The organism is Chitinophaga silvatica, from assembly GCF_003419895.1.
GTDB classification, from domain to species: domain Bacteria; phylum Bacteroidota; class Bacteroidia; order Chitinophagales; family Chitinophagaceae; genus Chitinophaga; species Chitinophaga silvatica.
On the sequence record NZ_QPMM01000021.1, the window covers coordinates 1 to 22,159 of the forward strand.

Below are 22,159 nucleotides of genomic sequence, written 5' to 3' on the forward strand. Positions count from 1 at the left end.
CTCACTTCACTCCACCTGCTGGTGGTATTAACTCGATACAGTTGAATACATACTTACACAAAGAATTTTACACTACCCAAAAATCGGCCACAGGCTATTATCTGTGCATAGGATTTGTTATTTTACTCTTAAACTATTTTCCTATGAAAAAGCGTGCATTTGAATTATTGGTAGTGTATCTGGTATATTTCGTTACCCTCTTGCTGTATATACATCTTATTCATGCTTCTGTAGCGATAGCAATCACCTCGCTAACAATCTGGATGATCCCATTGATTGTGGTATTACCTACACAGTTCATAGCTTTTATAATTACTGTTGGCTGGCCTGATAATAGCCAGCAGATAGATGACAAGATTTACAGGATTACTCAAGGGTCTGTTTATACTATAGTAGTAACAATGGTAGGGATATCGCTTATTAATAGCAACCAATAACCTGATAAGGTATTGGCTTAAGGATATCACTTAATCTGCATTCTGGTTTTTAATGGATTTTATACCAGGGTTGTTTACCCGTTCCCATAGGATGATGAATAGAGGGTATTAATGAATTTTCCCGAACATCGAACCAGTGGTAAGAGTTTAGCCCTTCAGGATGATGAAGCGTAGGGAATACCCTATTCTGCCTGATTCTAAACCATGGTAGAACACCTGGTCCGTTTTTATGATGAATAGTTGGGAAAACAGATTGGTTACGGATTATATATTCTGGTAAAGTCTCTGCTCCCTCCGGATGATGTTGAGTTCTATAGATTTTCATACTTACAATATTTGGTTATTCTTTAATAATTAACTTATACCCGTGGCGTTTAATCGTTTCAATTCTAATCGTGCTTTCTTCAAAATACTTTCTTAGCCGGCATATATAAATGTTCAGAGAACTTCCTGAGGTGCTTCTGCCAATTCTTTCGAGGAGGGATTGTCGTTCTACTACATTATTCTTTTGTTCTAATAGTTTTTCAAGGATACTATGTTCAAAGTATGTCAGATCGATGTTTTTGTGATGGCCAGTGGTTAAAATAGCTTTCTTTGGATAAAACATACATTCTCCGAGCCGTATACTCTCCTCAGCCTTAATCCTTTCCTGGGTGCGGTTAATCGCCCTTTTAAGTTTTATGCTCAACTCCATGTTCATTCTTGTAATGGGAATGAAGTCGTCACCTCCGCATTCTACAGAAGCAATAAGCATTTTCCTGCTGTTGGTTGCAGAAAGATGAATAATTGGACGCTGGGCTTCTCTTTTCCTAATTTCCCTGGTTATATATAGCCAATCATCTGTTGTTTTTTGGGCAAAAAGGATGAACCCATGAATATCATGGATACATAATTGTTTGAGAAGATCATTTATGCTATTAGCATTGATAAGCAGGAACCCTTCTGGTTCTAATAATTTTACTGGCGATTGTATAGGCCATAATCCATTAGCTATGTAAAGTAGAATAGTTGCTTTCATATCATTAATAATATTTCCAAATCAACCCCAAATGGGTTGTAATCAGTAAATGAATTGTTAATCACGTGAAAGCTTGTAATAACAATAACAAGCGCTGTACTTAATATTGTAATTAAAATACCCTATCACTCTGCTTACTTATGGCATTTTAGTGGTGCTCCCCGAAAATGAATTTACAAACAGGTAGAGTTGAGATCCTAATTATATTACCTGCTGCTACTGGTTATAGGTTGGGTTAATCAATTTATTATTGAAAAAAATCTTAAAACTACTTAATCAATAATGTATTTATCAACACCTATAAGCTGATGATTAAAGTGCATCGGAATTTACCTCATAATATAACCTATAGCCTCTACCATATTCATTCTCAATGCACAATTGCTGGTCACACTTTCTTAATGTACCTCTAAGTTTACTAATTAATGAGTATAAATTGCAATCGTTTGGAGGTTCATCTTCATAGGCAACAGCAAACAAATCCTCTTTTGGTACCATTTTATATTTGTTATCTATCAAACATTCAAATATCTTTTTTAGTTTGCCCGACAATCCTTGCTTCTTCTCATAATTATAAACAAGTACCCCCTTGTCTGCGTGATATATCGTGTCTCCGATCTTGATTTCCATACTTTGCATTACCGCGAGATTTATTGTTAACAAGTTGATTTATCCATTGAGACAATTCATTAATATTTCTTGTCTTACTAAAAAAACCATTAGCACCCCCCCGGCCAAATACTTCGTCTTGTATTTGACTAAAGCACTCTCCTGATAAATAAAATATAGGGATCTGCGAATCCAGTTCTCTGATTCTTTCTCCTAAATCAATTCCACTAATTCCAGGCAATATGATGTCTAGTAAACACAAGTCGGGCTTCTCCTGTAAATAAACAGACCAGGCGGATTCGCCGTCCATAACGCTATAAACATGCATCTCCTTGCCTTCCAAATGGCTTCGGACTATGTGGGAAAACATTATATCGTCTTCCAGGTGAAGTATTTTCATTTTCATTCTTTATTTTTTTGTGGATGATTCCCCAATCGTAACCAGATCGATCAAATTGCAATTACGACGAGTACAACTCCATTTTTATACTCAAAATAAAATAACAATTATCGAATCACCTAGAAACCTAACCAAGAATTTTTCAATGATTTTCACTTTTTAAACGCAACATTCAATAATACCGGAATACCAGTGCTAAACAGATTTAGTAAAGGATATTTTTGTTAATCTCTAATTAACAAGTATACGTTAACGTTAGTCAGGTTTTTGTTAATCACGTATTAACAAAACATGCGTTAACGTTAGTTAGGTTTTGAGCCGAAAATGATCCATTTATTATCGAGCTAAAAAAAATTTTAACAAATATTTTGTCATATCAAAAAAATATTTCCATCTTTGCATCATCAAAATAAATAACTCATGTACCGCTCAAATAATTTTTTTACAATAGAACATATAGCTGGCAAAAGTCAGCGATATTTCGATTGCGGGGCATGTTATGCTACTGAATAAGTTTAAAAAAACGAATTCTATATAACTCAAGCCCCGCAAGCAATTGCGGGGCTTTTTTTATGCAATAAACATAACTAAAATTCATGCGATCAGGTATTTTGAACATACATTTTCGAATAAGTCATAGCCCAGCTACGACATGGAAAAGGTATGCCTTTTATAAAAGCAAGGAACGACCGTTCTACCTTATTAAGTAAGCAATCCTTACTTAAATAACAAAGCCGGTCGGATTATTCCTACCGGCTTTTTTTATCACTGTTCTGTAGTTCAACGGATAGAACAACTGTCTACGAAACAGTAAATACTGGTTCAATCCCAGTCAGAACAACTGCAAACGGTGCTTATAGTTCAGTGGTCAGAACTCCCGGTGGTGGGCCGGGTAACATGGGTTCGAATCCCATTAAGCACCCCAAAAGCTGTGAGTACGGCGAAGTTGGAGAGTCGCAATGGTCTGTAAAACCATCGCCTTATGGTTTAGCAGGTTCGATCCCTGCTACTCACACCAGTCCTTGGTTTGTTAACCCACTACTGGCTTATAGCTCAATGGTTAGAGCACCTGCCTTATACGCAGTCGGTTATCGGTTCAACTCCGATTAGGCCAACAAAAATGAACGAATAGCTCCAATGGTAGAGCAGTGGTTTGAAGCACCACCAGTACAGGTTCGAATCCTGTTTCGTTCACCAGGTAAATCCAAAAGATTTACTAAAGATGCTTCCGTAGGGAAGTTGAATATAGGTGCATTGTTACAACCCAGGCCAGGGTTTCTCAACGCCCGGCAGTACAGCTATTTTTAATATCACTGTATGCTGTTGTATAACCGCAATATATTCCACCATAAGTCTATGGGTCAGAGGTTCAATTCCTCTCTGTCTTAAAAACAGTAGCTCAGTGGCAGAGCAATGGACAACTCACTTTCATGAGTCTTTTCAAACAAACAAAAAGACCAGGATTGTAATGTCTGGCTACTATCGTCAAAAGGACGATAACGGCAAATTTGATATAAACCAGCAACCTGTAGTAGACGACAGTTAAAAGTTATGCCCTCCTTCCGCCATGGGAATGCTTAACTGAAGATTGTCTGAATACCGGTTCCGTTTATAATAAATAGACACCGATCAGGGTCTTTTATCTCGTTAACCTAAAAAAACAATCCCAAAATGAAAAGGGTTACTATCAATGCCTATGAAAGAGGCCTGGTATTTAAGAATGGAGTATATCAACGCATGTTGCGTGAAGGTCGTTATTGGTTACTGAATGAAGATGTGATTAAGTTCGATATCACCAAAGCCTTTGTTGCACCAATTGATTTGAGCTTGTTACTGACCGATGCAGAACTAGCAGCTGCTTTGTACGTCGTTAATGTTCAACAGCATGAAATCGTACTGCACTACGAAAACGGTCTGTTGAAGCAAGTATTAACCCCTGGTAGATATGCCTTCTGGAAAAGCATTATGGACTACAAGTTCGTAACTGCCGACCTTTCCAAAGTGGATATAACAGAACAACTGGATAGAGCTACGCTTTATCATCCTATGGTAGCCCCGTTTATTCGCAGCTACTATGTAGACAACTTCGAAAAAGGTGTGTTAATGGTAGAAGGCGAATACGTTAAAACCTTATCCAATGGTATGCATACCTGGTGGAAGAACAATATGGCCATCGTCGTCAATAAAGTAGATACACGCCAGCAACAAGTAGAACTAAACGGACAGGAAATACTGACCAAAGACAAGGCTGCTATCCGCATTAACGCCTGGGCACAGTTTAAGGTCACTGATATTTATAAGGCAATTTTACAAAACAAAGAGTATGAAAAGCAACTCTATGCATTGTTTCAACTAGCTTTAAGAGAATATGTGGCAGCCATATCTTTCGATGAATTATTGGAAAAAAGAGATAGCCTCTCTCCATTCATTCTGAAAGCAATACATGAAAAGGCCAGCGATCTGGGAATAAATGTACTGAACTTCGGGATCCGCGATATCATCCTGCCTGGCGACATAAAGGATATAATGAACCAGGTACTGATTGCTGAAAAGAAAGCACAGGCCAATATCATTATGCGTAGAGAAGAAACTGCCAGCACTAGAAGCTTGCTAAATACCGCCAAGCTGATGGAAGATAATCCAATGTTGTTTAAGCTGAAGGAAATGGAATATGTGGAAAAGATTGCCGAAAAAGTAAATAACATTAGCGTAAATGGAAATGGAGTATTGATAGATCAACTCCGTCAGATCTTCGTTTCAAAATAAAAAAAGCGTCTCTACAGCATAGAGACGCTTTTCTGTTAGCCTACTTATAACAGAATAGAATAATATACCTCCATCAATCATTTTTATCAGGAAATGAAAAGCATTAATTTTGCAGTTGACTTATTTTTTGGCAGATGGACGGACAATATCGCAAAGACATATATCCTGGGCTGGAAGTGGCCATAATCCTGAAAAAGGACCAACGTAGCGGGAAAAAAACATATGGGATAGTAAAAGATATCCTTACCTCCGCTACATTCCACTCGAGAGGAATAAAAGTACGCCTGGAAGACGGCCAGATTGGTCGTGTAGTGGAAACAGATGCAGTAGGAGAGGAGGATTGAGCTATCCACAACTTCTTAACATCGGCCAGTAGCCTGCTAATATAACAACATTACCGTCGTACCTTTATTAATAATCTGGCACTCTTGCACTACAGCCGGTATGTTAACTTGTTAGGCGATCATTTATAACTCCAGCTTCAATCATAAGACTAGTAGAAAAGGCCTGTTTCGTGCAGCCTGCAGAAGTTAAAAAATGTTGTATTTTAATCCTTTTCAATTGCACAGGTAAGAATGCGGAACTTAGTTACTGTGAATGACGTACACCAGCAATTTGCTGAGTATTTCGATATACCGGCTCTTAAACCTTATGCTTACCTTTTATCCAAAAAAGGGAGCGAGGGTCATATTTGCCTGCATCTTAGCAAGTTAGAACAGGAATGGCATACCCTTCCGGAAGCATATAGAAAGATTGAAACAGGGAATGTTGAACTTCGAAATCTCCCTGTCGTAGGCTCGGAAGAAGACAACAACCAACCTTTTGTTGTGTATCAGGATCGCCTCTACATGCAGCGCTACTTCAGATATGAAAGCAATTTCCTGAACAAAATAAGGCTCTTCCTGGATGCAGAAAAAGCCGTATTAAACGACAGAATAACACAATTACAGGAACAAAAAGCACTTATTCAACGCTTATTCAGTTCTTCCAATAAATATATCGACTGGCAATTAGCCGCCGCAATAACTGGCGTTCTTAATAATTTCACCATCATCACCGGTGGCCCGGGAACTGGTAAAACCACTACTGTGGCTAAACTACTGGCATTATTATATGCTACCGAACCCAACCTGAAAGTGGCCCTGGCCGCTCCAACCGGGAAAGCCGCCGCCAGAATGGCCGAAAGCCTGAGAAATACCAACATAGAATCTGACGAGTCAACTCAGGCCGCATTCCAACGTTTGCAACCATCAACCATACACCGGTTGCTGGGCTCTTTGCCGGATACTCACCGCTTCAAACATAACCAACTCAATCCACTCATCTATGATGTAATCATTATAGACGAATCTTCGATGATTGATGTTGCCCTGTTTGCAAAACTATTAGATGCTGTACCGCCAACAACCCGGCTTATTCTACTGGGCGATAAAGATCAACTGGCTGCCGTGGAAGCTGGTAGTCTATTTGGCGATTTATGCCAGGCCCAGGACGAACTGAATCTTTTTTCTCCTGAAAGAAGCCAGTTTATTAACAATTTCATTCCAGTAGCAGAACAACAAATTCCGGCTTCCATGGTGAAATCAGATGCTCACCCTCTATTCGAACATTTGATTGAACTTCGACATAGTCACAGGTTCTCCGGCGATCAGGGCATCGGAAAGTTTAGTAAAGCTATCATCACCAATAATGAAGCTGCCATCCGGTCGTTCTTCCATTCCAATGCCGATGATCAGATTATCATAGACCCTGAATATAATACTGATTTGTTTGAAAAATTTGTAAGCAGGTATACCGATTTTATTCAGGAAAAAGATATTAGCAAGGCATTACTCCTTCTGAATGCTCAAAGAGTTTTAACTGCCATCAGAGAAGGAGCACATGGTTTGTATACCATCAACAAACAAATAGAAAAATATTTGCACGAGAAACAACTCATTAATGCAAATGCCGAATTCTATAATAACCGGCCCATTATCCTTACCCGTAATTATTACGAACATGGTTTGTTTAACGGAGATACAGGAATAATAAGGCTCGACGAAAACAACACACTAATGGCCTGGTTCATAGATAGTACCGGGAATTTAAAATCTGTATTACCAGGATACCTTACCCAGGCCGAAACGGCTTTTGCAATGACTGTTCACAAAAGCCAGGGATCTGAATTTGGAGAGGTAATGATAATATTGCCCGATACGCCGGAAATACCAATTCTGACAAGAGAACTTATATATACTGCCGTAAGCCGTGCAAAGCAAAAAGTATATATACAGGGTTCACCGGAAATCATTCTTTCTGCAGCCGGCAAATTTGTGGAAAGAGCATCAGGAATAGGCAGCAGATTTAAGGAATCGGTTGCTAATCAATTGATTTAAATTGTATTAAGGACGGATTAATGGCATTATTCTTAAAAGTTTCGAACTCATTAACCAATCTTTCTACCGGTTTGGCCACCAACCTGCAGGAAGCAGAAAATAGTGTGTTCCAACCTCATTATATTATTACCCAAACAGAGGGGATGAATAACTGGCTGAAGCTCCAGCTGGCAGATCACCTGGGAATAACCGCCAATTGCCGGTTCATGAAACCCAACGATCTGCTGCATCAGCTTTATATGCTGTTGGGCGGCCCCTACTCTGAGGTACTTTCTCCTCAAAATCTAAGCTGGCTGATATTTAAACTACTCGGACAAGAGGAGTTTATCGACAAATTTCCCAAAGTTTCTGCCTATTACACCGCCGAACAATCGGAAAGTGATCTGAAAAGAATGTCGCTGGCCGAAAAAGTAGCCGACCTGTTCGACCAGTACCAGGTATACCGACCCGAAATGATTCAGGCATGGACACATACCGATACTCCCGATCTGGCAACTGCCGGCTGGCAACATTGGATGTGGGTGAAAGTAAAACAACTATCTGGTGGCTCACTTCCCGATAAAACTATTGTAGGGAACTTTATTTTAGATGCTTTAAGAGGTCAGGGCCCTAAAACAGCTTTAACTTCTCGTATTCCAGCCGTACACTTGTTTGGATTATCGATTATCACCGCTTATCACGTCAAAATATTACACGAGCTTTCTTCCTATATTGATGTCTATTTTCATATTATAAATCCTTCACCAACTGTATTCTGGTTTGATGACAGAAATGAAAAGCAAATTGCCAGATGGCGACAAAAAGGACTAAATGATTTAGACGACCCGCAGGCCGGAAATGCATTGCTAACCGGCTGGGGCAAAGTAATTCAGGATACTTTTGCATTATTCTTCGCCTATGATGCATTTATTAATGCCTATGAAGAAATTGATGTTGAAGAACCATTGCCTGATACACTACTACACAAAATACAACATGATATTTTTTCAGCGGCAACCAAGGGCAGACAAATTATTAAACCAAACGATATTAATGATGGGTCGTTAACCCTCAATAGCTGTTTCACAATTGCCAGGGAAGTTGAAGTACTGTATAATTATTTGGTTCACCTGATAGATCAGAAGAAGGAAACATTATCGCCTCGCGATATTGTTGTAATGGTTAGCGATATCGATGCATATGCCCCTTACATTAAGGCTGTATTCAATAATGCACCATACCGTTTCCGCTATACTATTGCAGATGAAAGCTATACCGATAACGATAATCTTTTCAACGCTCTACATGCCATCCTCACTATTAGTGAAGAGGGATTTAAAGCAGAATCGGTAATGCAACTGCTCGACTTTACCTATATCAGAAAACGTTTCAATATTACCGATCCCGTGCGAATCAGGAAACTGATTGAAGCGGCAAACATCCGGTTTGGAATACAAGGCAATCATTCGGAAGAAACACATCTGGTGAGTTGGAGATACGGTATTCAGCGTATCATGTATGGTATTTGTATGAGTGGAGAAGAAGAATATGGTTTAGGTGTTGATAGCTTTTATCCTTTAGATATAACTGAAGGCAGCGATGCCCACGAGATTATCCGATTCTGTCATTTCGCTGAGGTACTGATGTCCGGAATCCTCGACAGGAGGCGCTCCCGTAATATTGTTGAATGGGTAGCATATACAGAAAAACTCCTGCACAACCTGATTTTTGAACCCCTCGACGAAGTAGATGAAGACTATAATACGCTAATCAGAGGATTGACCTCCTACAATGCTCTTAATCAGTTTATGAGCGAGAAAGTTACTTATGATGTATTTAGTCATAGCTTCCTGGAAACCCTGACCGGCACCACCAGAGCCGGGCTTTTTGCCAACGGTGGTATTACATTCTGCTCCTTAATCCCAATGCGTAGTATTCCATTCAAAGTAGTGGCGCTAATGGGATTGAACTATGATAAATTTCCTCGTAAAGAACAGAAATCCAGTTTCAATATTATGATGCAGAACCGCCAAAGGGGCGATCGTAATGTAAAGGAAAATGATAAACACCTCTTCCTGGAAACTGTACTTTCTGCCAAGGACTATTTATACATCAGTTATATTGGCAAAAATGCAAAGGACAACTCTGATCTGCCTCCTTCCGCACTGGTAGACGAATTGCTCGATTATATAGAAGCCGGGGTGAAAGAACCGGAAGGTATCCGTTCAAAACTGGTTACGTTACAGCCGTTGCAAAGCTTTAGCAGAAAGTACGGTGGCAACGATAAAAAACTGTATACTTACCTCAATACCCGTAAGTTATCCGCACCTGATTTTACTCAACAACAAAAGATTACTTCAACCATCAGTTTTGAAGAGATTAATATTGATGATTTAGTAAACTTTTTTAAGAACCCGGTTCGATCATACTATAACAAGGTTTTAGGTATCTTTTATAACGACAGGCAATTGTTGCTAAATGAAACTGAGATATTCAATTTAGATAGCTTGCAAAAATGGTTGGTAAGAAGCGAGCTATTACCGTTGCCTGAAACTGCCATTGCTGGTTTGCAAAACAGTATGGTAAAAAAAGGTAAACTTCCACTTCGCAATATGGCTACAGTGTCTATGCAACTGGTGAATGAAGAAGTGGAACCTGTACGGAGCCTGTATAACGAAGGTACCAACGGCAAACAGGATAAAAAGGTAGCTATAGAACTCAATGTCGATGGATCTGTTTTAAAAGGAAATTTAAGACAGGTATTCGACAAAACATTGTTGCATACATCCTGGTCAAAACGTGAGCAGAAATATTTAATTGAAGCATATATCCGTTTACTGATTGGTGTTGCCGCCGGACAGATAAATGATCTGTACTTTATTTCTGGTAACCTGAAAGGCGCTGCATTCCGCTCTGGTGCTATAAGCCAGTTAGAAGCACTCAAGCGGCTAACCGAAATAGTTGCAGTTTATAAAGCAGGTTTCAGGGAGATGCTTGGATTTATTCCGGATTTAGATATTAAGAACATATCAACTATTGATCTGGAAACATTCGTTAATAGCATAAAAACGCTGGATCCTTATATTAATCAGGCTACTGAACAAGAGTTTTTCAACAATGAACAGGTGCTGGAGCAGTATATTACTGTTTATAATTTATTGATCATGCCAATAATGGACATACTACCATTATACGCTGAAACTCCGGATAAAAAATGATAGAGAGTGCGGTACATAATAAATTCGATGCTTCTACAGTAGCCTTAAAAGGTAGTAACCTTATTGAGGCTAGTGCAGGAACCGGAAAAACTTATTCGATTGCCATCCTGGTATTACGATTAATACTTGAGGAGAAGCTATCGATTAAGGAAATATTGATGGTTACCTTTACAAGAGCAGCTGTAGCCGAATTGGAAGACAGGATTCGCCGTTTTCTTCGAATGGCCTACAAGGCCAGTTTAGGCAAAGACCCTAAGGATCCCGTAATTTTTGAGCTGGTCTTGAATGCTATTGACCCCGCAAACCCGCAGCCCATACAGCAACGGTTAAGAGATGCCGTATTATTACTGGATGAAACCTCGGTGCTCACCATCCATGGATTTTGTCAGCAAACCCTCACCGAATTTGCTTTTGAAACCAATCAGCCGTTTGGAGCCGAAATGGTTCCAGACCTTACACCTATTATAGAGAATGAAATAAATAAGTTTTGGCGTCGGCATATTACAACACTTGATACCGAGATTCTAAAACACATATATTACCCGGAGCTTAAAGACAATTTATTCTCTGTTGTTAAAGATCATCTTGGTGGGAAGAGGTATCTTACTGATATTGTTGCCACTGATATTACAGAAGCACAGCAAGCCGAATGGATTTCATCCCTGAAAGCATTTGAGGATGAAATAGAAACAATTAATCAGGCTATGTATGAATACATCATAACTGAAAGTATTCATTTATCCGCCGAATGTCTTAAACAAAAAAATGCAAAAACCGAGTTTGCTCCAATAGTCGGCCAACCGAAATTATTAGTAGCAAAGCTTATTGAGCGTAGAAGAACTAAAAAAGTAAGCGATTACATAAAAAAAATATTTCCGGTTCTGCTATCCAAACTTGACGAGCAGGATGAAATAAAGAACGAATTAGAGAATTTCAAGCTCCATATTACCCAACACTTCTACTGCTTAGCTATACAAATTGTTGAAGAAAGTATCCAACAACTCAAGGCCAATAGTAGTACTATGGATTTTGATGATGTTATCAATAATCTTCATACTGCTTTAGTGAAGAAAGAGAGTACTGATCTGGCACAAGCACTTCAACAAAAATACAAGGCAGTATTTGTTGATGAGTTTCAGGATACCGACAGGCAGCAGTTTGAGATCTTCGATCGGGCATTCGGAAGCAATACCATCCTTTTTTATATCGGAGATCCTAAGCAAAGTATTTATGGATGGAGAAAAGCTGATATCTATACCTATTTCAATGCAAAGAAGGGGGTACAGGAACTTTATGATATGAATCAGAATTACAGGTCAACTGAAAATTTGATTCTTGCCATGAATAAATTCTTTAAGCCTCATTCGGGCTTCGATACTTTCCATTTTGCAGAAGAAGAAGATAGTATTGACTATATAGATGTAGAAAGTCCACAACCCAACAAGCATGGTACTTTATGTTATGGGGAAACAGAAGTTACACCTATCGACATTTTTACCGGCAACAATAAAGATCAGATTGTATTAGCAGTAGCCGCCCAGGTAGCAGAACTTCTTTCCGATCATCAATATAAAATTAATGGCGAAAAAATAAAATCTTCAGACATTGGTATTTTGGTAAGAACAGGTGATGAAGGTATATTAATTAAAAAAGCGTTGGCTACCCTTGGTATTCCTGCTGTTACAATTGATGAATCCAAAGTACTTGCATCTGCCGAAGCAGTACAACTACTGCATTTACTGGAAGCTATGGAGGCTCCTGATCGCTCTTCCATCAATCGTGCTTTACTTTGTTCGTTTACTGGTTTTAATAGCCAGACAATTCTGCAACTCGATGATGCACTTACGCTCAATCTATTTAATAAATACAATAGCTATTGGTTAAAAGATGGTGTATATACTGCCATCATGGAGTTTGTTTCAGATTTTGATGTAAGACATAAACTACTGGATAAGAATTCGGCAACTGGAGAAAGGGTAATTACTAACCTGTTTCAGTTAGCCGAATTAGTGCACCAGGTACAGAGTAGAAAAAATCTTTCTATACGTGATCTCCTCACCTGGTTGAAAAGAGGGATTGACGGAATGAGTACCGAAGGCGATGAGTATACACAAAGAGTAGAAAGCGATGAAGATTCAGTAAATATTGTAACCATCCACAAAAGTAAAGGGCTGGAGTACGATATCGTTTTTGCTCCGTTTCTCGACCTTGTGGCTCCTAAAAATCCAAAATTCGTAAGCTTCAGAGATCCTGTTTCCGGACAGTATTTCTATATGGAAAGTAATCGACTCACTGATGAACAAAAAGGGTATTACACCAGGCAGCTTATACAGGAAAATCGCCGCCTTATCTATGTGGCAATTACCAGGGCTGTCTATAAATGTTTTATCTATAAAAACGGAAGCAATTATTATAAGAATTCATCATTAACAGATTTTATAATTGCACTTACACAGCATCCGGCACCTGCATCTTTAATAAATCTTTCGTCTATTCCTGATTTTTCACCAGAAAAATATCAGCAGTCGAAAGCCCCCGTTGCACCTATTTCGGCACCCAATGTCGATTTTCGCCTACAGGAAGAAAACTGGCGTAAAATGAGTTACACGATGCTGGCAGCCAAAGGCACAACAGTATCTAAGGGAAAAAGTACAGCAGTAATAGAAGGATATGATAATTTTATATTCAATACGCTGAAACGTGGCGCCAAAACAGGTAACCTGTTACACTTCATTTTTGAGCATATCAACTTCTCCGACAATAGTCAATGGGCCCATTGGATTGAAGAGGCTATCAGACATTTTGTTCCCGGGCAACGTTCAACCTACCTGGAACCATTAAACGAAATGTTGCAGCATATCATGTATGCTCCTATCAATATTGGTGAAGAAAGATTTCAGCTGGCCAGTGTTGGCAGATTTCAACGATTGGCTGAATTTGAGTTCGATTTCCCGGTGCCTATTTTTCAGGCGAATCGACTCACCGATTTAACTGATGATGAGATTACCGTAAATGTTCGGCATCTGTATGAACATCACCGTCAGGAGCTGGAAGGTATTATGAATGGGAAAATAGACCTGTTCTTCGAACATCAGGGTAAATATTATGTGCTCGACTGGAAGTCGAATTATCTGGGTGATACATTGACAGATTATGATTCTTCTGGCCTTGCAGCGGCAATGAACGAGAATAATTATCATTTACAATACCTCATTTATACTGTAGCCGTTAAGAAATATCTCGAAAGCAGGATTCCGCAGTTCAATTATGCAAAGCAATTTGGAGGAGTAATATACTGTTTCATCAGAGGTATAAGGAATAGCGGTAATACTGGTATTTTCACGGTACACCCATCACTCGAAAAAATCAGATTATTAGAGCGATTGCTCACTAAATAAAAAACAAAAGGTTGATTAATTCAACCTTTTGTTTTTTATATTGATTTTAGACTTTTAGAACTGCCAAACTCCATTCATCATGGCTACTCCACAAGTGGTTTCAAAAGCATTTACATATGTGTCCGGAGTTCTATGCCACCATTGGCCCCACATTAAGCCATTGGAGTTACGATAATTCCATGCTTCAGCCGCATTGTAATTCAACCAGGAAGCATAAGTAGTCTGGTAACCATGTTGCGCTACAAATTTGCAGGCCCAACGTGCAAATATTCCTTTAAAGCCCTGGCAGTCTTCATTATCATATTCGTCAGGTAATAACCCTTGTGCATTACACATACTATTTTTAGTATAGTCCATCACTTTTACTGCCATAGTCTTATAGCCACCAGAAGTAAAGTAGGGGTGAAGTAAGCTGCATGCACCAATAAAAGTTCCCTGAGTATAGGTACGTGTGCCTTCTGTAATTACACCGGCAGCATTCATTGCACCTTTAACCTCCCCGGTAGAAACATAAAGTTTACTAACCATCCAATCGACAATTTGTTTGGCTTTATCGCGGTAGCCTACATCTCCGGTAGCCTGATAGAGATACAATGCACAAATAGCCGCAGGAGCATTTACACAGGCATTTTTAGTTGTTTTGGCTGTTGTCCACCATAATCCGCCACCCAGGCTGGTATCCCAGGCTCTGGCCCATACCATGTCGAAATTATTCTTCGCCATGTCTTTCATCCCACCATCATTAGTGATCTGAAATGCACGGATACACATTAAAGCCCCCCAGATCACATCATCGTTATAAATGTTTGAGGTCCACAGCAAGCCCCAGTTATCACGCATTCCATTATACAGATAAATCATCTTATTCTTAAGATCTGTATCGTTGTTTGCAGTATAGGCATCGATTATCGTTTCAATAGCCTCTGCTTGTTTCCAGAAGTCCATCCGGCCGGTGTGATTGACATCTGAATAATAATATGCCTTGAAATTAGGACCATATGTACCATACTGATTATAGAAAGCATTGTTATAGCATTGCATTGCCAACAAAGCCTCCGATTTTACAGGTTGTACAGAGTTAATTGTTACCAGGCCAGATTTGGTTGAAAGTAGTGCATCATTACCTGTTGTCATTTCCTTTTTCTGACAAGCGGCAAATAATAGGGTAGTAACAGCGAACATGCTGATTTTCAAAAACGTAGGAATTTTCATCTTAACAGTTTTAATTGTGGAATGAGGGTTATATCAGAATAAGGACAGTAAAAACATGAAAACTACGTACGTAATCAGAAGATAAATTCCGTAAACTTTAATAAAACGTCAACTTACTTTCACAGTTGGATGTGCAGTCAAAAAAGCATGGATCCTAGATCAAGATATTCAGAATAATACACTTCCATTGTAGAGAATTTATACTTTCTAATCTAGTCTAAGATTCCTAATTTTACACACTATAGTTCGCATATTATGAGCAAACAGCAAGAACTTTTTAAGGAGCCGTCGGTAATCTGCGGACGTGGTGAAGACAAAATTGTTTACAATTCGATTTCTGCTAAATCTGCCACTTTTAAATCCGGCACTAATAAAAAAATTCATAGTTGGTTTAGGTTAACTCCCAGCTATGGACCGGATTTAGTGGATATAATGCTGGAGAAGCTGAACTATCAAACCGGAGATATAGTTCTGGATCCGTTTTGTGGTGCGAGTACAACTTTAATACAGTGCAAACTGAGTAATATAGAATGTTTTGGGTTTGAAATTAACCCATTACTTCACTTTGTTGGTGTTACCTCACTCAATTGGAATTTGAATATTCAGGTAGTAGAAACTGCTTTTTCGGACATAGAAAGGTTGTATACTGAGAGGTCAACAACCCTGAGGGAAAAGGATGTCGAAGATCTGGATATTGAATTACCTAAAATTCATAATGTTTTTAGGTGGTGGAGAAAAGATGTGCTCAAAGAACTTGTAATATTAAGGCAGATTATTAGGACTGCTGATTTGGAATCTCCTTACAAGGATTTCTTTTTATTGGCTATTGCCGGAGTATTAGTTCCCGATTTAACGAATGTTACTTTAGGAAAGCTACAACTACACTTTATCAATAGAGATAATCACGAAATAAATGTCTTTAGTTCATTTAGCAAGCAGGTAGAAATGATGCTCAATGATCTGAAGGTAATTGAGGCCGAGTATAAGAGTTTGCCTCCAGCGAGCCTTTATCACACTGATTCAACCGATATTGCTGCTTTAAATATTGAGAAAAAAGCAACGCTTGTTCTAACATCTCCGCCCTATCCGAATCGTTATAGCTATGTTTGGAATACACGACCACATTTATATTTTTTAGAGATTTTTGACAACGCCAAACAGGCATCAGCATTAGATTTAAAGACCATCGGTGGAACATGGGGAGTTGCAACTTCCAATTTACAGAAAGGCATTATAGCACCTGAATATGAGATAATCAAAGAAGTCGTGGAGCCTGTAGTAAGCAGAATCCGGGAAACCGATAATCTTATGGCGAACTATGTTATGAAGTATTTCAACTTAATAGCAAAGCAAATAGTGGAAATGGAAAAGGTAGTGTCTCCAGATGTAAAAATTGCTTATGTAGTTGGTAATTCTGAGATCAAAGGTGTTTATGTTGAAACGGATGTTTTACTGGGGAAAATTTTTGAGGGATTGAATTTAGGCTACACCACCTTTGAAATTACCAGATTTAGGAAACGAAACAGTGGTGTAGACCTATATGAATCTATCGTATATGCTAGGAAGTAGGTGGGATATGCTTGTCAACAACCTGGTTGAATGCGTGAGAAGTAACAAGATTTTTTAATATCTCATCCACGATTCTTTTAATCTCTGTTTTGATTGTTGTTCTGTCGAGTATTGACTGGATATCGAGGTTCAACAATTCATTGATGAAGTTTATCGCCGGGTCACCAATCAAAAACTTCCATCCGGCATTTGTTAATCTGGCTATTGCATCCTGTCTGGGGCTAATAGAAGAGAAAATCAGGTAAACAGGTGCTAAACCCTCTGCAGCAAGATTCTCACCCATTTTCACATCTTTTCTTAATCTTGAACTATCATTAGGATTGAAATTATAACGTATCTCTATTCCGATACCATTTGCGGGTATACCGTCAAAGTATTTTTTAAAAACCTCTTTAATATGTACGACTTCGGATTCTGGAACTTCCGAGAAGTTTAAAGCAATGTCGAGCTCTAATCCGTCGATGGTTGGTGCAATTTGAACAGGAGTTAGATTAAATCGTGCGGCGGCAGCATATCTGGGCACTTTATCGTATATCTCACCTAATCTCCTTCCTACACTAATACTGATGCGACCCATAAACCGGATAAGCACATACTCAGCCTGATTGAAAGAAAATTTCGAATAAACAGGGTCGCCTGTTAATGAGAGCAATTCCTTCTCATAATTCTCCTGTGAGAACTCTGTTTTAACTTTATTAGACAGTCCTTCCAATTGTTGGCGAATAACCGCCAGGAGCCTTTCTTCAACTGTTTGATTCACTTTAAAGAATTTTATAGTTCTGAAACCTTAATATTTTGCAATTTTTTTTGAAATATTAATCATGATGCTACTTTTTCACACACTCTAAATCAATTTTGGTATAGATCAACATTAAAGGATAGTTTTTCCCTCTGTAGTTCCTGAATTTTTATAGGCTTTAGATACCAGTAAAACTAACTATAGTATACAAAATTTCCCGCATACAATACTTCTGGTAAAAGATAAAGTAACTGAAAGTTGGGTAAACAGCTTAATTTACTAAATGGGCTACCTTTTGTTTCTCTAAGTAATATAAGGGGCTTTAACTACCAATGCTGATCTTTTCCGCATTCCAGGAATATATTAATGTTTTCACCAGATCATCAAAATACTTATTTGAGGCCAGGTTTGTAGATATCACCAGGTATGTCGACCAGAATGGTACGGTAGGATTAGCATCATCCAACAAGCTAAAAAAGGAAGCCTGTGTGGAGAATTCTTTTGTTCTTTTCTTTTTAACAGGTCGGCTATAGTCTCTGATCAGAAGGTTGTGGGCCAATGTACGGTGTACATAATCTCTTGTAGAGTCGGCCACAAGTTCTGGTGAAATCAATAATATAGCATCGTGGGGATACATTTTGGATGCTATCTGAATATTCTCCTCTGTCAAATAGTCGATATCTCCCAGATATGATAGCGATGACATGAATTCTTTGTTTTTAAACTCCTTATCGAGCGCATATTTCAGGTCCTGTGCTATTTTTCTGCTAGACATTGGTCCGGCAGTCAGGATCAACAATTTTTTTATCTTTCGGCCAGTGGTATTTTCTTTAGTGCTGCTTGTAGTATTGGGATTATCAGTTTGTGTATAGGCATTTATGAAACCAGTAGCCAGCAACAGTAATAGTATTATTCTTTTCATGATACAGAATGCGGTTGAAAAGATAAAAAATTTCCTCCATTCTTGCCAGGTGAATAATTGGAGGCAGCCGTCCTGATTCCTGATGGCCATTATATGTTCAAACGATCGGCAGAAACCCTAGGCATTATCGAAGCTACGAGCATAACTATAGAGTAGGGGGCTCCATTTTTACCAACTTTCCCATGAGATTATATTAATGCCTTAGCAATCAAGGAATTTAAAAGAGTTGATAAGAGGGAGATATATTCTTTTGCATATTTAGCTACAAACTAATATATACCAACATTAATAACGGCAGAAAAGCAAGCAAATAAAGCCGCCCGCATTTCTATTGGACCGCTTTATTTGCTTGCTTCACTAACCTCCTATCGTCAATTGGCCTATTGGAATGGCTCAACTGTTAAATAGGCCAGGGATAGTGCATTTCCATAATTAGAAAAAGTTGCATTAATACCGTTAGTATTTGCTGAATAAGTAATAGTTGCAGCAGTAACTGTATTTTTCTTCTGTAAATTGGCTTGTCCAATAATATTTACATTTCCATTATTTGCAATGGAAACAAATAATACATCTTCCTGATAAGTCATATTAGTAGCAGTTCCACTACTGGTATTATCGATCATTACTGCACGCATTTTTATTACACCAACTCTACCTGGAAAGCCAGGGAATTTTGATAAGTCAACAAACTGTGTGGCGGTGGTCAGAGGGCCAACAATCGTATAATTCCAGCTATTCCCTACTTTACGTACAAATCCCGGGAAATAAGGAGGAAAGAAATTATTTGGATCTAACTGTTGGTCTACCTCAATCAATCCAAGGGTGCTTTGTGTAGAAAATACCTGTACCTGTCTGCCTGCTATGCCTGCAGATAAACCACGAATACGTATATTATCCCAATGCCTGGTAGTATTAGTTTCGAGATTTCCATTAGCATCATACGCCCTAATTGCCACCGGATAACCAACAGAGCTTCCGCTACAGTCTACATCTATATCTACATTATCTATCAGAAACTCACCAGATGGGGCACCCTGTTGTTCGAGGGAAACAAAAGCATTACCAGGTGATTGACTGCTATCACTGCGATAATGTAGTCGTACATTTTTAATTGGTATACCATAGCATTTCAGCAATACCTCTGCACTTGCAGCCTGATGATTATTACTCCAGATATCTGCATTAATAAACTGGCCACCGATAAGAAACATTGCTCTCTTTACGCTATCAGTACGAAAAGTACTTGTGTGAAGATTTCTAGGGTCATTCAGGATTAATCCATAATATCCTCTTTCAACCACTGTATTATGAACATCAATATTCTCAAAACGACTGTTAGAGTAAGCCCTGAACATCAACCCTAACATAGACGTAGCGTGTACATTTACGATCTCAATATTGGTCACATCACCAGAAGTTGCCGGCACATAAATCCCATATGCGCCGCGATAGGTAATAGTATTTGAATAACCCTTATCAAAAAATTGCAGTCCTCTGAATGTAAGGTTATGAGCCCTGGAAACCTGGAAGATACGAGGTGGAGCAGTACCGTTATCATCGCTACTACCAGTACTTCTACAAATCAGCATTGCGTTATTGCCCGCTATGACCATCCCATTCACGTCATGAATAGAAATAGCATATTGTTGGAGAGCAAGGTCTCCAAGATTATAAGTACCAGGAGAAAAATAAAGGTTCAATCCATTTACACAGGCATGTTCTGCTGCTGCTCTTATGGCAACGAGATCATTCGTAATACCGTCGCCCTTAGCCCCAAATGTCTTTACATCTATGTAATTCAGAGTATCTGCCAAAGGTGCAAATATCCCCATCCCGATGTTATCCGGGAAACCCGGTGATTTCCCAACGGCAACCACTTTCGAGGATTTTTCAATATAGCTTTTTAAAAAGATGTGTCTGTCTCTAAACCCATCCACACCAGGGTCACTTTTGGCAATGGCTTGAAAGGAGATAAAACAAACAAGGATAAAGATTAGTTTTTTCATAAAAACAAGATTTTAGGGTAACACCGTATTGACGGTAAATAAGGGATACAATAATCTGAGAGCGTATGCCGATCACTACCGATCATATTCATGTTGAAAATACAATCACCATGCGCATTGAATCTGCGTATTCAGTGAAGTGTTTAGGAGTAAAAGCCGATAATAATTTGTCGGCATTTTAAGTACTTATTTCAGTGGAAATAGGTTAACAGAATTGTGGAAATGAAGCACCTTCACAGCTAGATATTTGAAAGGAGAAAATCACTCAGGGCATATACAAAAGCAGTTTTTAGCAGTTTTATTCGTAGGATCATCCTCTGTAAATCGAATATGCTTTCTTGGACTTCCTGGCTGATTTGTTGATATGGGGCGGTGAAGCGACTGGCGATTTCCTTCAGGTTAAGACCATAATGGAAATGCAATGTCATTATGGTTTGACGGTTACCTGGTAGATATAGTATGGCATCCTTCACCAGGTTGATTCGTTCCTATTCCTTATTGGAAGCCCAAGATAGTTCATCCTCTTTTTCGGGGTCATAAGCAGCGGCCTTATAATCTTCAAGCTATTCGGGATGGATAAGTTGGCGATAAAAGCGATTTGAAGGCTGCCTGAAGTAGTCATAGCACCCCAAGCTGGTACAAAGCCTGATAAAAGCGAAATATGTGCAGGCGAATTCATCTCCTGTTACGCGTTTCGCATAATAGAGGACCGGTTAGTAAAGGTGTTCATATATGTAAGTGAATCCTGATTCCTCACCTTTTTGCAAGAGCAAGAAATACAAAAGATTCTCCGGCGTACTAGTAGTAATGCAGTAGCTCATCGTGTCGGCAGCTCAAGAGTGAAAGATGTAAGCCTGTAAGGACCGATGCCGCCCAACGCAAAAAAAACATGTAGATTGGTCCTTATCGTTCCAGAATGGCATCGACACGCTGACGATGAAATAAGGATGCAAAAGCTATAAAGGAAAACGTCAGCGATTCATCTTATTTTTCTCGTCGTTATTAAAGGTCTTATTTTTCCAGAACGAGAATAAAGCAAATACACTTTGATATTTAGCCTTGCAGCTTATGTTTATCTATGAAGTATTTAGTTTCATAACTAAGAATTGATATATTATCAGTCAATTAATATAGAATATCCAACATAATTTATGCATATTCTTATAATTTAATAATCTAACAGTAAGTATTTCCACAATTTTTTATTTTTGTTCCATCAATTATCATAGAAAATCTTAACAATGACTAAGCTGGGAGTGTATCTAGCTCAAAAATCAGTTAATAAATCGGAAGTAGCCCGTAAAACTGGTTTATCAAGAGCAAGAATGAATGAACTCACCTTACATGATCGAAGCCATTTGAGAGCTGAAGAACTTTATCTTATTGCCTTAGCCATTGGAGTTGGACCATGTGAGTTACTTGAAGCTCTTTACAAAGGAATAAAGCTTAAAAACTAAAACGCTTATTGCCAAAGTTGTAGCTCAAGCTCAGCGTATTTATAACTAACT

At 38.7% G+C, this 22,159-nt stretch carries 17 protein-coding genes and 5 tRNA genes; 14 read left to right on the plus strand and 8 right to left on the minus strand.

The window, feature by feature from the left end:
* A partial coding sequence (locus DVR12_RS27265; RefSeq protein WP_233522472.1) for a hypothetical protein occupies positions 1–437 on the plus strand: 437 nt, incomplete at its 5' end.
* 49 nt (positions 438–486) lie between these two features.
* On the opposite strand, the gene DVR12_RS27270 is transcribed toward DVR12_RS27265, so the two are convergent.
* From DVR12_RS27270 to DVR12_RS28200, 4 genes are all read right to left on the minus strand, one after another.
* On the minus strand, positions 487–762 hold the full coding sequence (locus DVR12_RS27270) for a hypothetical protein (protein ID WP_116979010.1): 276 nt from the start codon (positions 760–762) through the stop codon (positions 487–489).
* Positions 763–777: 15 nt separating this feature from the next.
* Entirely contained in the window at positions 778–1,455 is a 678-nt protein-coding gene (locus DVR12_RS27275) for a response regulator transcription factor (protein WP_116979012.1), read from the minus strand.
* Between the two features lie 312 nt (positions 1,456–1,767).
* Positions 1,768–2,094, minus strand: a complete 327-nt coding sequence (locus tag DVR12_RS27980; RefSeq protein ID WP_116979013.1) for a winged helix-turn-helix domain-containing protein — start codon at positions 2,092–2,094, stop codon at positions 1,768–1,770.
* On the minus strand, positions 2,027–2,470 hold the full coding sequence (locus DVR12_RS28200; RefSeq protein WP_116979015.1) for a response regulator: 444 nt from the start codon (positions 2,468–2,470) through the stop codon (positions 2,027–2,029). Before DVR12_RS28200 ends, DVR12_RS27980 begins: the two co-directional genes overlap by 68 nt.
* 763 nt (positions 2,471–3,233) lie before the next feature.
* On the opposite strand from DVR12_RS28200, the gene DVR12_RS27290 reads away from it, so the two are divergent.
* The 11 genes from DVR12_RS27290 (at position 3,234) to recB (ending at position 14,203) form a co-directional block, all read left to right on the plus strand.
* Positions 3,234–3,305 (plus strand) — tRNA-Arg (locus DVR12_RS27290).
* Positions 3,306–3,314: 9 nt separating this feature from the next.
* A tRNA-His gene (locus tag DVR12_RS27295) sits at positions 3,315–3,389 on the plus strand.
* 6 nt (positions 3,390–3,395) lie between these two features.
* Positions 3,396–3,482: transfer RNA gene (locus DVR12_RS27300), tRNA-Tyr, on the plus strand.
* Between the two features lie 24 nt (positions 3,483–3,506).
* Positions 3,507–3,579, plus strand: a tRNA-Ile gene (locus tag DVR12_RS27305).
* Between the two features lie 7 nt (positions 3,580–3,586).
* Positions 3,587–3,661, plus strand: a tRNA-Phe gene (locus tag DVR12_RS27310).
* A 205-nt stretch (positions 3,662–3,866) separates the two neighbouring features.
* Complete coding sequence (locus DVR12_RS27710; RefSeq protein WP_158563393.1) at positions 3,867–4,010, plus strand: hypothetical protein; 144 nt, start codon at positions 3,867–3,869, stop codon at positions 4,008–4,010.
* Positions 4,011–4,135: 125 nt separating this feature from the next.
* Positions 4,136–5,230, plus strand: coding sequence for a slipin family protein (locus DVR12_RS27315; RefSeq protein WP_116979017.1), 1,095 nt, complete (start codon positions 4,136–4,138; stop codon positions 5,228–5,230).
* A 134-nt stretch (positions 5,231–5,364) separates the two neighbouring features.
* Complete coding sequence (locus tag DVR12_RS27320) at positions 5,365–5,574, plus strand: YwbE family protein (RefSeq protein ID WP_116979019.1); 210 nt, start codon at positions 5,365–5,367, stop codon at positions 5,572–5,574.
* A 231-nt stretch (positions 5,575–5,805) separates the two neighbouring features.
* A complete protein-coding gene (gene recD, locus DVR12_RS27325) occupies positions 5,806–7,608 on the plus strand; it encodes an exodeoxyribonuclease V subunit alpha (RefSeq protein WP_116979021.1) in 1,803 nt (600 codons plus the stop codon).
* Positions 7,609–7,628: 20 nt separating this feature from the next.
* Positions 7,629–10,805 (plus strand): exodeoxyribonuclease V subunit gamma, encoded by a 3,177-nt coding sequence (recC, locus tag DVR12_RS27330; RefSeq protein WP_116979022.1) that lies wholly within the window; start codon positions 7,629–7,631, stop codon positions 10,803–10,805.
* Entirely contained in the window at positions 10,802–14,203 is a 3,402-nt protein-coding gene (recB, locus tag DVR12_RS27335) for an exodeoxyribonuclease V subunit beta (protein ID WP_116979024.1), read from the plus strand. Before recC ends, recB begins: the two co-directional genes overlap by 4 nt.
* A gap of 54 nt (positions 14,204–14,257) precedes the next feature.
* On the opposite strand, the gene DVR12_RS27340 is transcribed toward recB, so the two are convergent.
* The gene (locus DVR12_RS27340; RefSeq protein ID WP_116979026.1) at positions 14,258–15,415 is read right to left on the minus strand and encodes a glycoside hydrolase family 76 protein; all 1,158 of its coding nucleotides are present in this window, start codon (positions 15,413–15,415) and stop codon (positions 14,258–14,260) included.
* A 255-nt stretch (positions 15,416–15,670) separates the two neighbouring features.
* On the opposite strand from DVR12_RS27340, the gene DVR12_RS27345 reads away from it, so the two are divergent.
* Positions 15,671–16,984 (plus strand): DNA methyltransferase, encoded by a 1,314-nt coding sequence (locus tag DVR12_RS27345; protein WP_116979028.1) that lies wholly within the window; start codon positions 15,671–15,673, stop codon positions 16,982–16,984.
* Here the strand turns inward: DVR12_RS27345 and DVR12_RS27350 are convergent.
* The 3 genes from DVR12_RS27350 to DVR12_RS27360 all read right to left on the minus strand — a co-directional run bounded on the left by DVR12_RS27350 (position 16,974) and on the right by DVR12_RS27360 (position 20,651).
* A complete protein-coding gene (locus DVR12_RS27350) occupies positions 16,974–17,744 on the minus strand; it encodes a hypothetical protein (RefSeq protein ID WP_116979030.1) in 771 nt (256 codons plus the stop codon). The two genes, DVR12_RS27345 and DVR12_RS27350, sit on opposite strands and share 11 nt — an antisense overlap.
* Positions 17,745–18,045: 301 nt before the next feature.
* Positions 18,046–18,645 (minus strand): hypothetical protein, encoded by a 600-nt coding sequence (locus tag DVR12_RS27355; protein ID WP_147323556.1) that lies wholly within the window; start codon positions 18,643–18,645, stop codon positions 18,046–18,048.
* Between the two features lie 380 nt (positions 18,646–19,025).
* Positions 19,026–20,651 (minus strand): glycosyl hydrolase family 28-related protein, encoded by a 1,626-nt coding sequence (locus tag DVR12_RS27360; protein ID WP_116979033.1) that lies wholly within the window; start codon positions 20,649–20,651, stop codon positions 19,026–19,028.
* A 1,241-nt stretch (positions 20,652–21,892) separates the two neighbouring features.
* On the opposite strand from DVR12_RS27360, the gene DVR12_RS27370 reads away from it, so the two are divergent.
* Positions 21,893–22,108 carry a helix-turn-helix domain-containing protein gene (locus tag DVR12_RS27370; RefSeq protein ID WP_116979036.1) on the plus strand — a complete coding sequence of 72 codons (216 nt, stop codon included), beginning with the start codon at positions 21,893–21,895 and terminating at the stop codon, positions 22,106–22,108.
* Positions 22,109–22,159: the final 51 nt, after the last annotated feature.

Coding starts and splice junctions, on each gene's coding strand:
- DVR12_RS27345 (WP_116979028.1), top strand. CDS start 15,671: ATGAGCAAACAGCAAGAACTTTTTAAGGAGCCGTCGGTAATCTGCGGA.
- DVR12_RS27320 (WP_116979019.1), top strand. CDS start 5,365: ATGGACGGACAATATCGCAAAGACATATATCCTGGGCTGGAAGTGGCC.
- DVR12_RS27315 (WP_116979017.1), top strand. CDS start 4,136: ATGAAAAGGGTTACTATCAATGCCTATGAAAGAGGCCTGGTATTTAAG.
- DVR12_RS27360 (WP_116979033.1), bottom strand. CDS start 20,651: ATGAAAAAACTAATCTTTATCCTTGTTTGTTTTATCTCCTTTCAAGCC.
- DVR12_RS28200 (WP_116979015.1), bottom strand. CDS start 2,470: ATGAAAATGAAAATACTTCACCTGGAAGACGATATAATGTTTTCCCAC.
- recC (WP_116979022.1), top strand. CDS start 7,629: ATGGCATTATTCTTAAAAGTTTCGAACTCATTAACCAATCTTTCTACC.
- DVR12_RS27275 (WP_116979012.1), bottom strand. CDS start 1,455: ATGAAAGCAACTATTCTACTTTACATAGCTAATGGATTATGGCCTATA.
- DVR12_RS27980 (WP_116979013.1), bottom strand. CDS start 2,094: ATGCAAAGTATGGAAATCAAGATCGGAGACACGATATATCACGCAGAC.
- DVR12_RS27270 (WP_116979010.1), bottom strand. CDS start 762: ATGAAAATCTATAGAACTCAACATCATCCGGAGGGAGCAGAGACTTTA.
- recD (WP_116979021.1), top strand. CDS start 5,806: ATGCGGAACTTAGTTACTGTGAATGACGTACACCAGCAATTTGCTGAG.
- DVR12_RS27355 (WP_147323556.1), bottom strand. CDS start 18,645: ATGAAAAGAATAATACTATTACTGTTGCTGGCTACTGGTTTCATAAAT.
- DVR12_RS27370 (WP_116979036.1), top strand. CDS start 21,893: ATGACTAAGCTGGGAGTGTATCTAGCTCAAAAATCAGTTAATAAATCG.
- recB (WP_116979024.1), top strand. CDS start 10,802: ATGATAGAGAGTGCGGTACATAATAAATTCGATGCTTCTACAGTAGCC.
- DVR12_RS27340 (WP_116979026.1), bottom strand. CDS start 15,415: ATGAAAATTCCTACGTTTTTGAAAATCAGCATGTTCGCTGTTACTACC.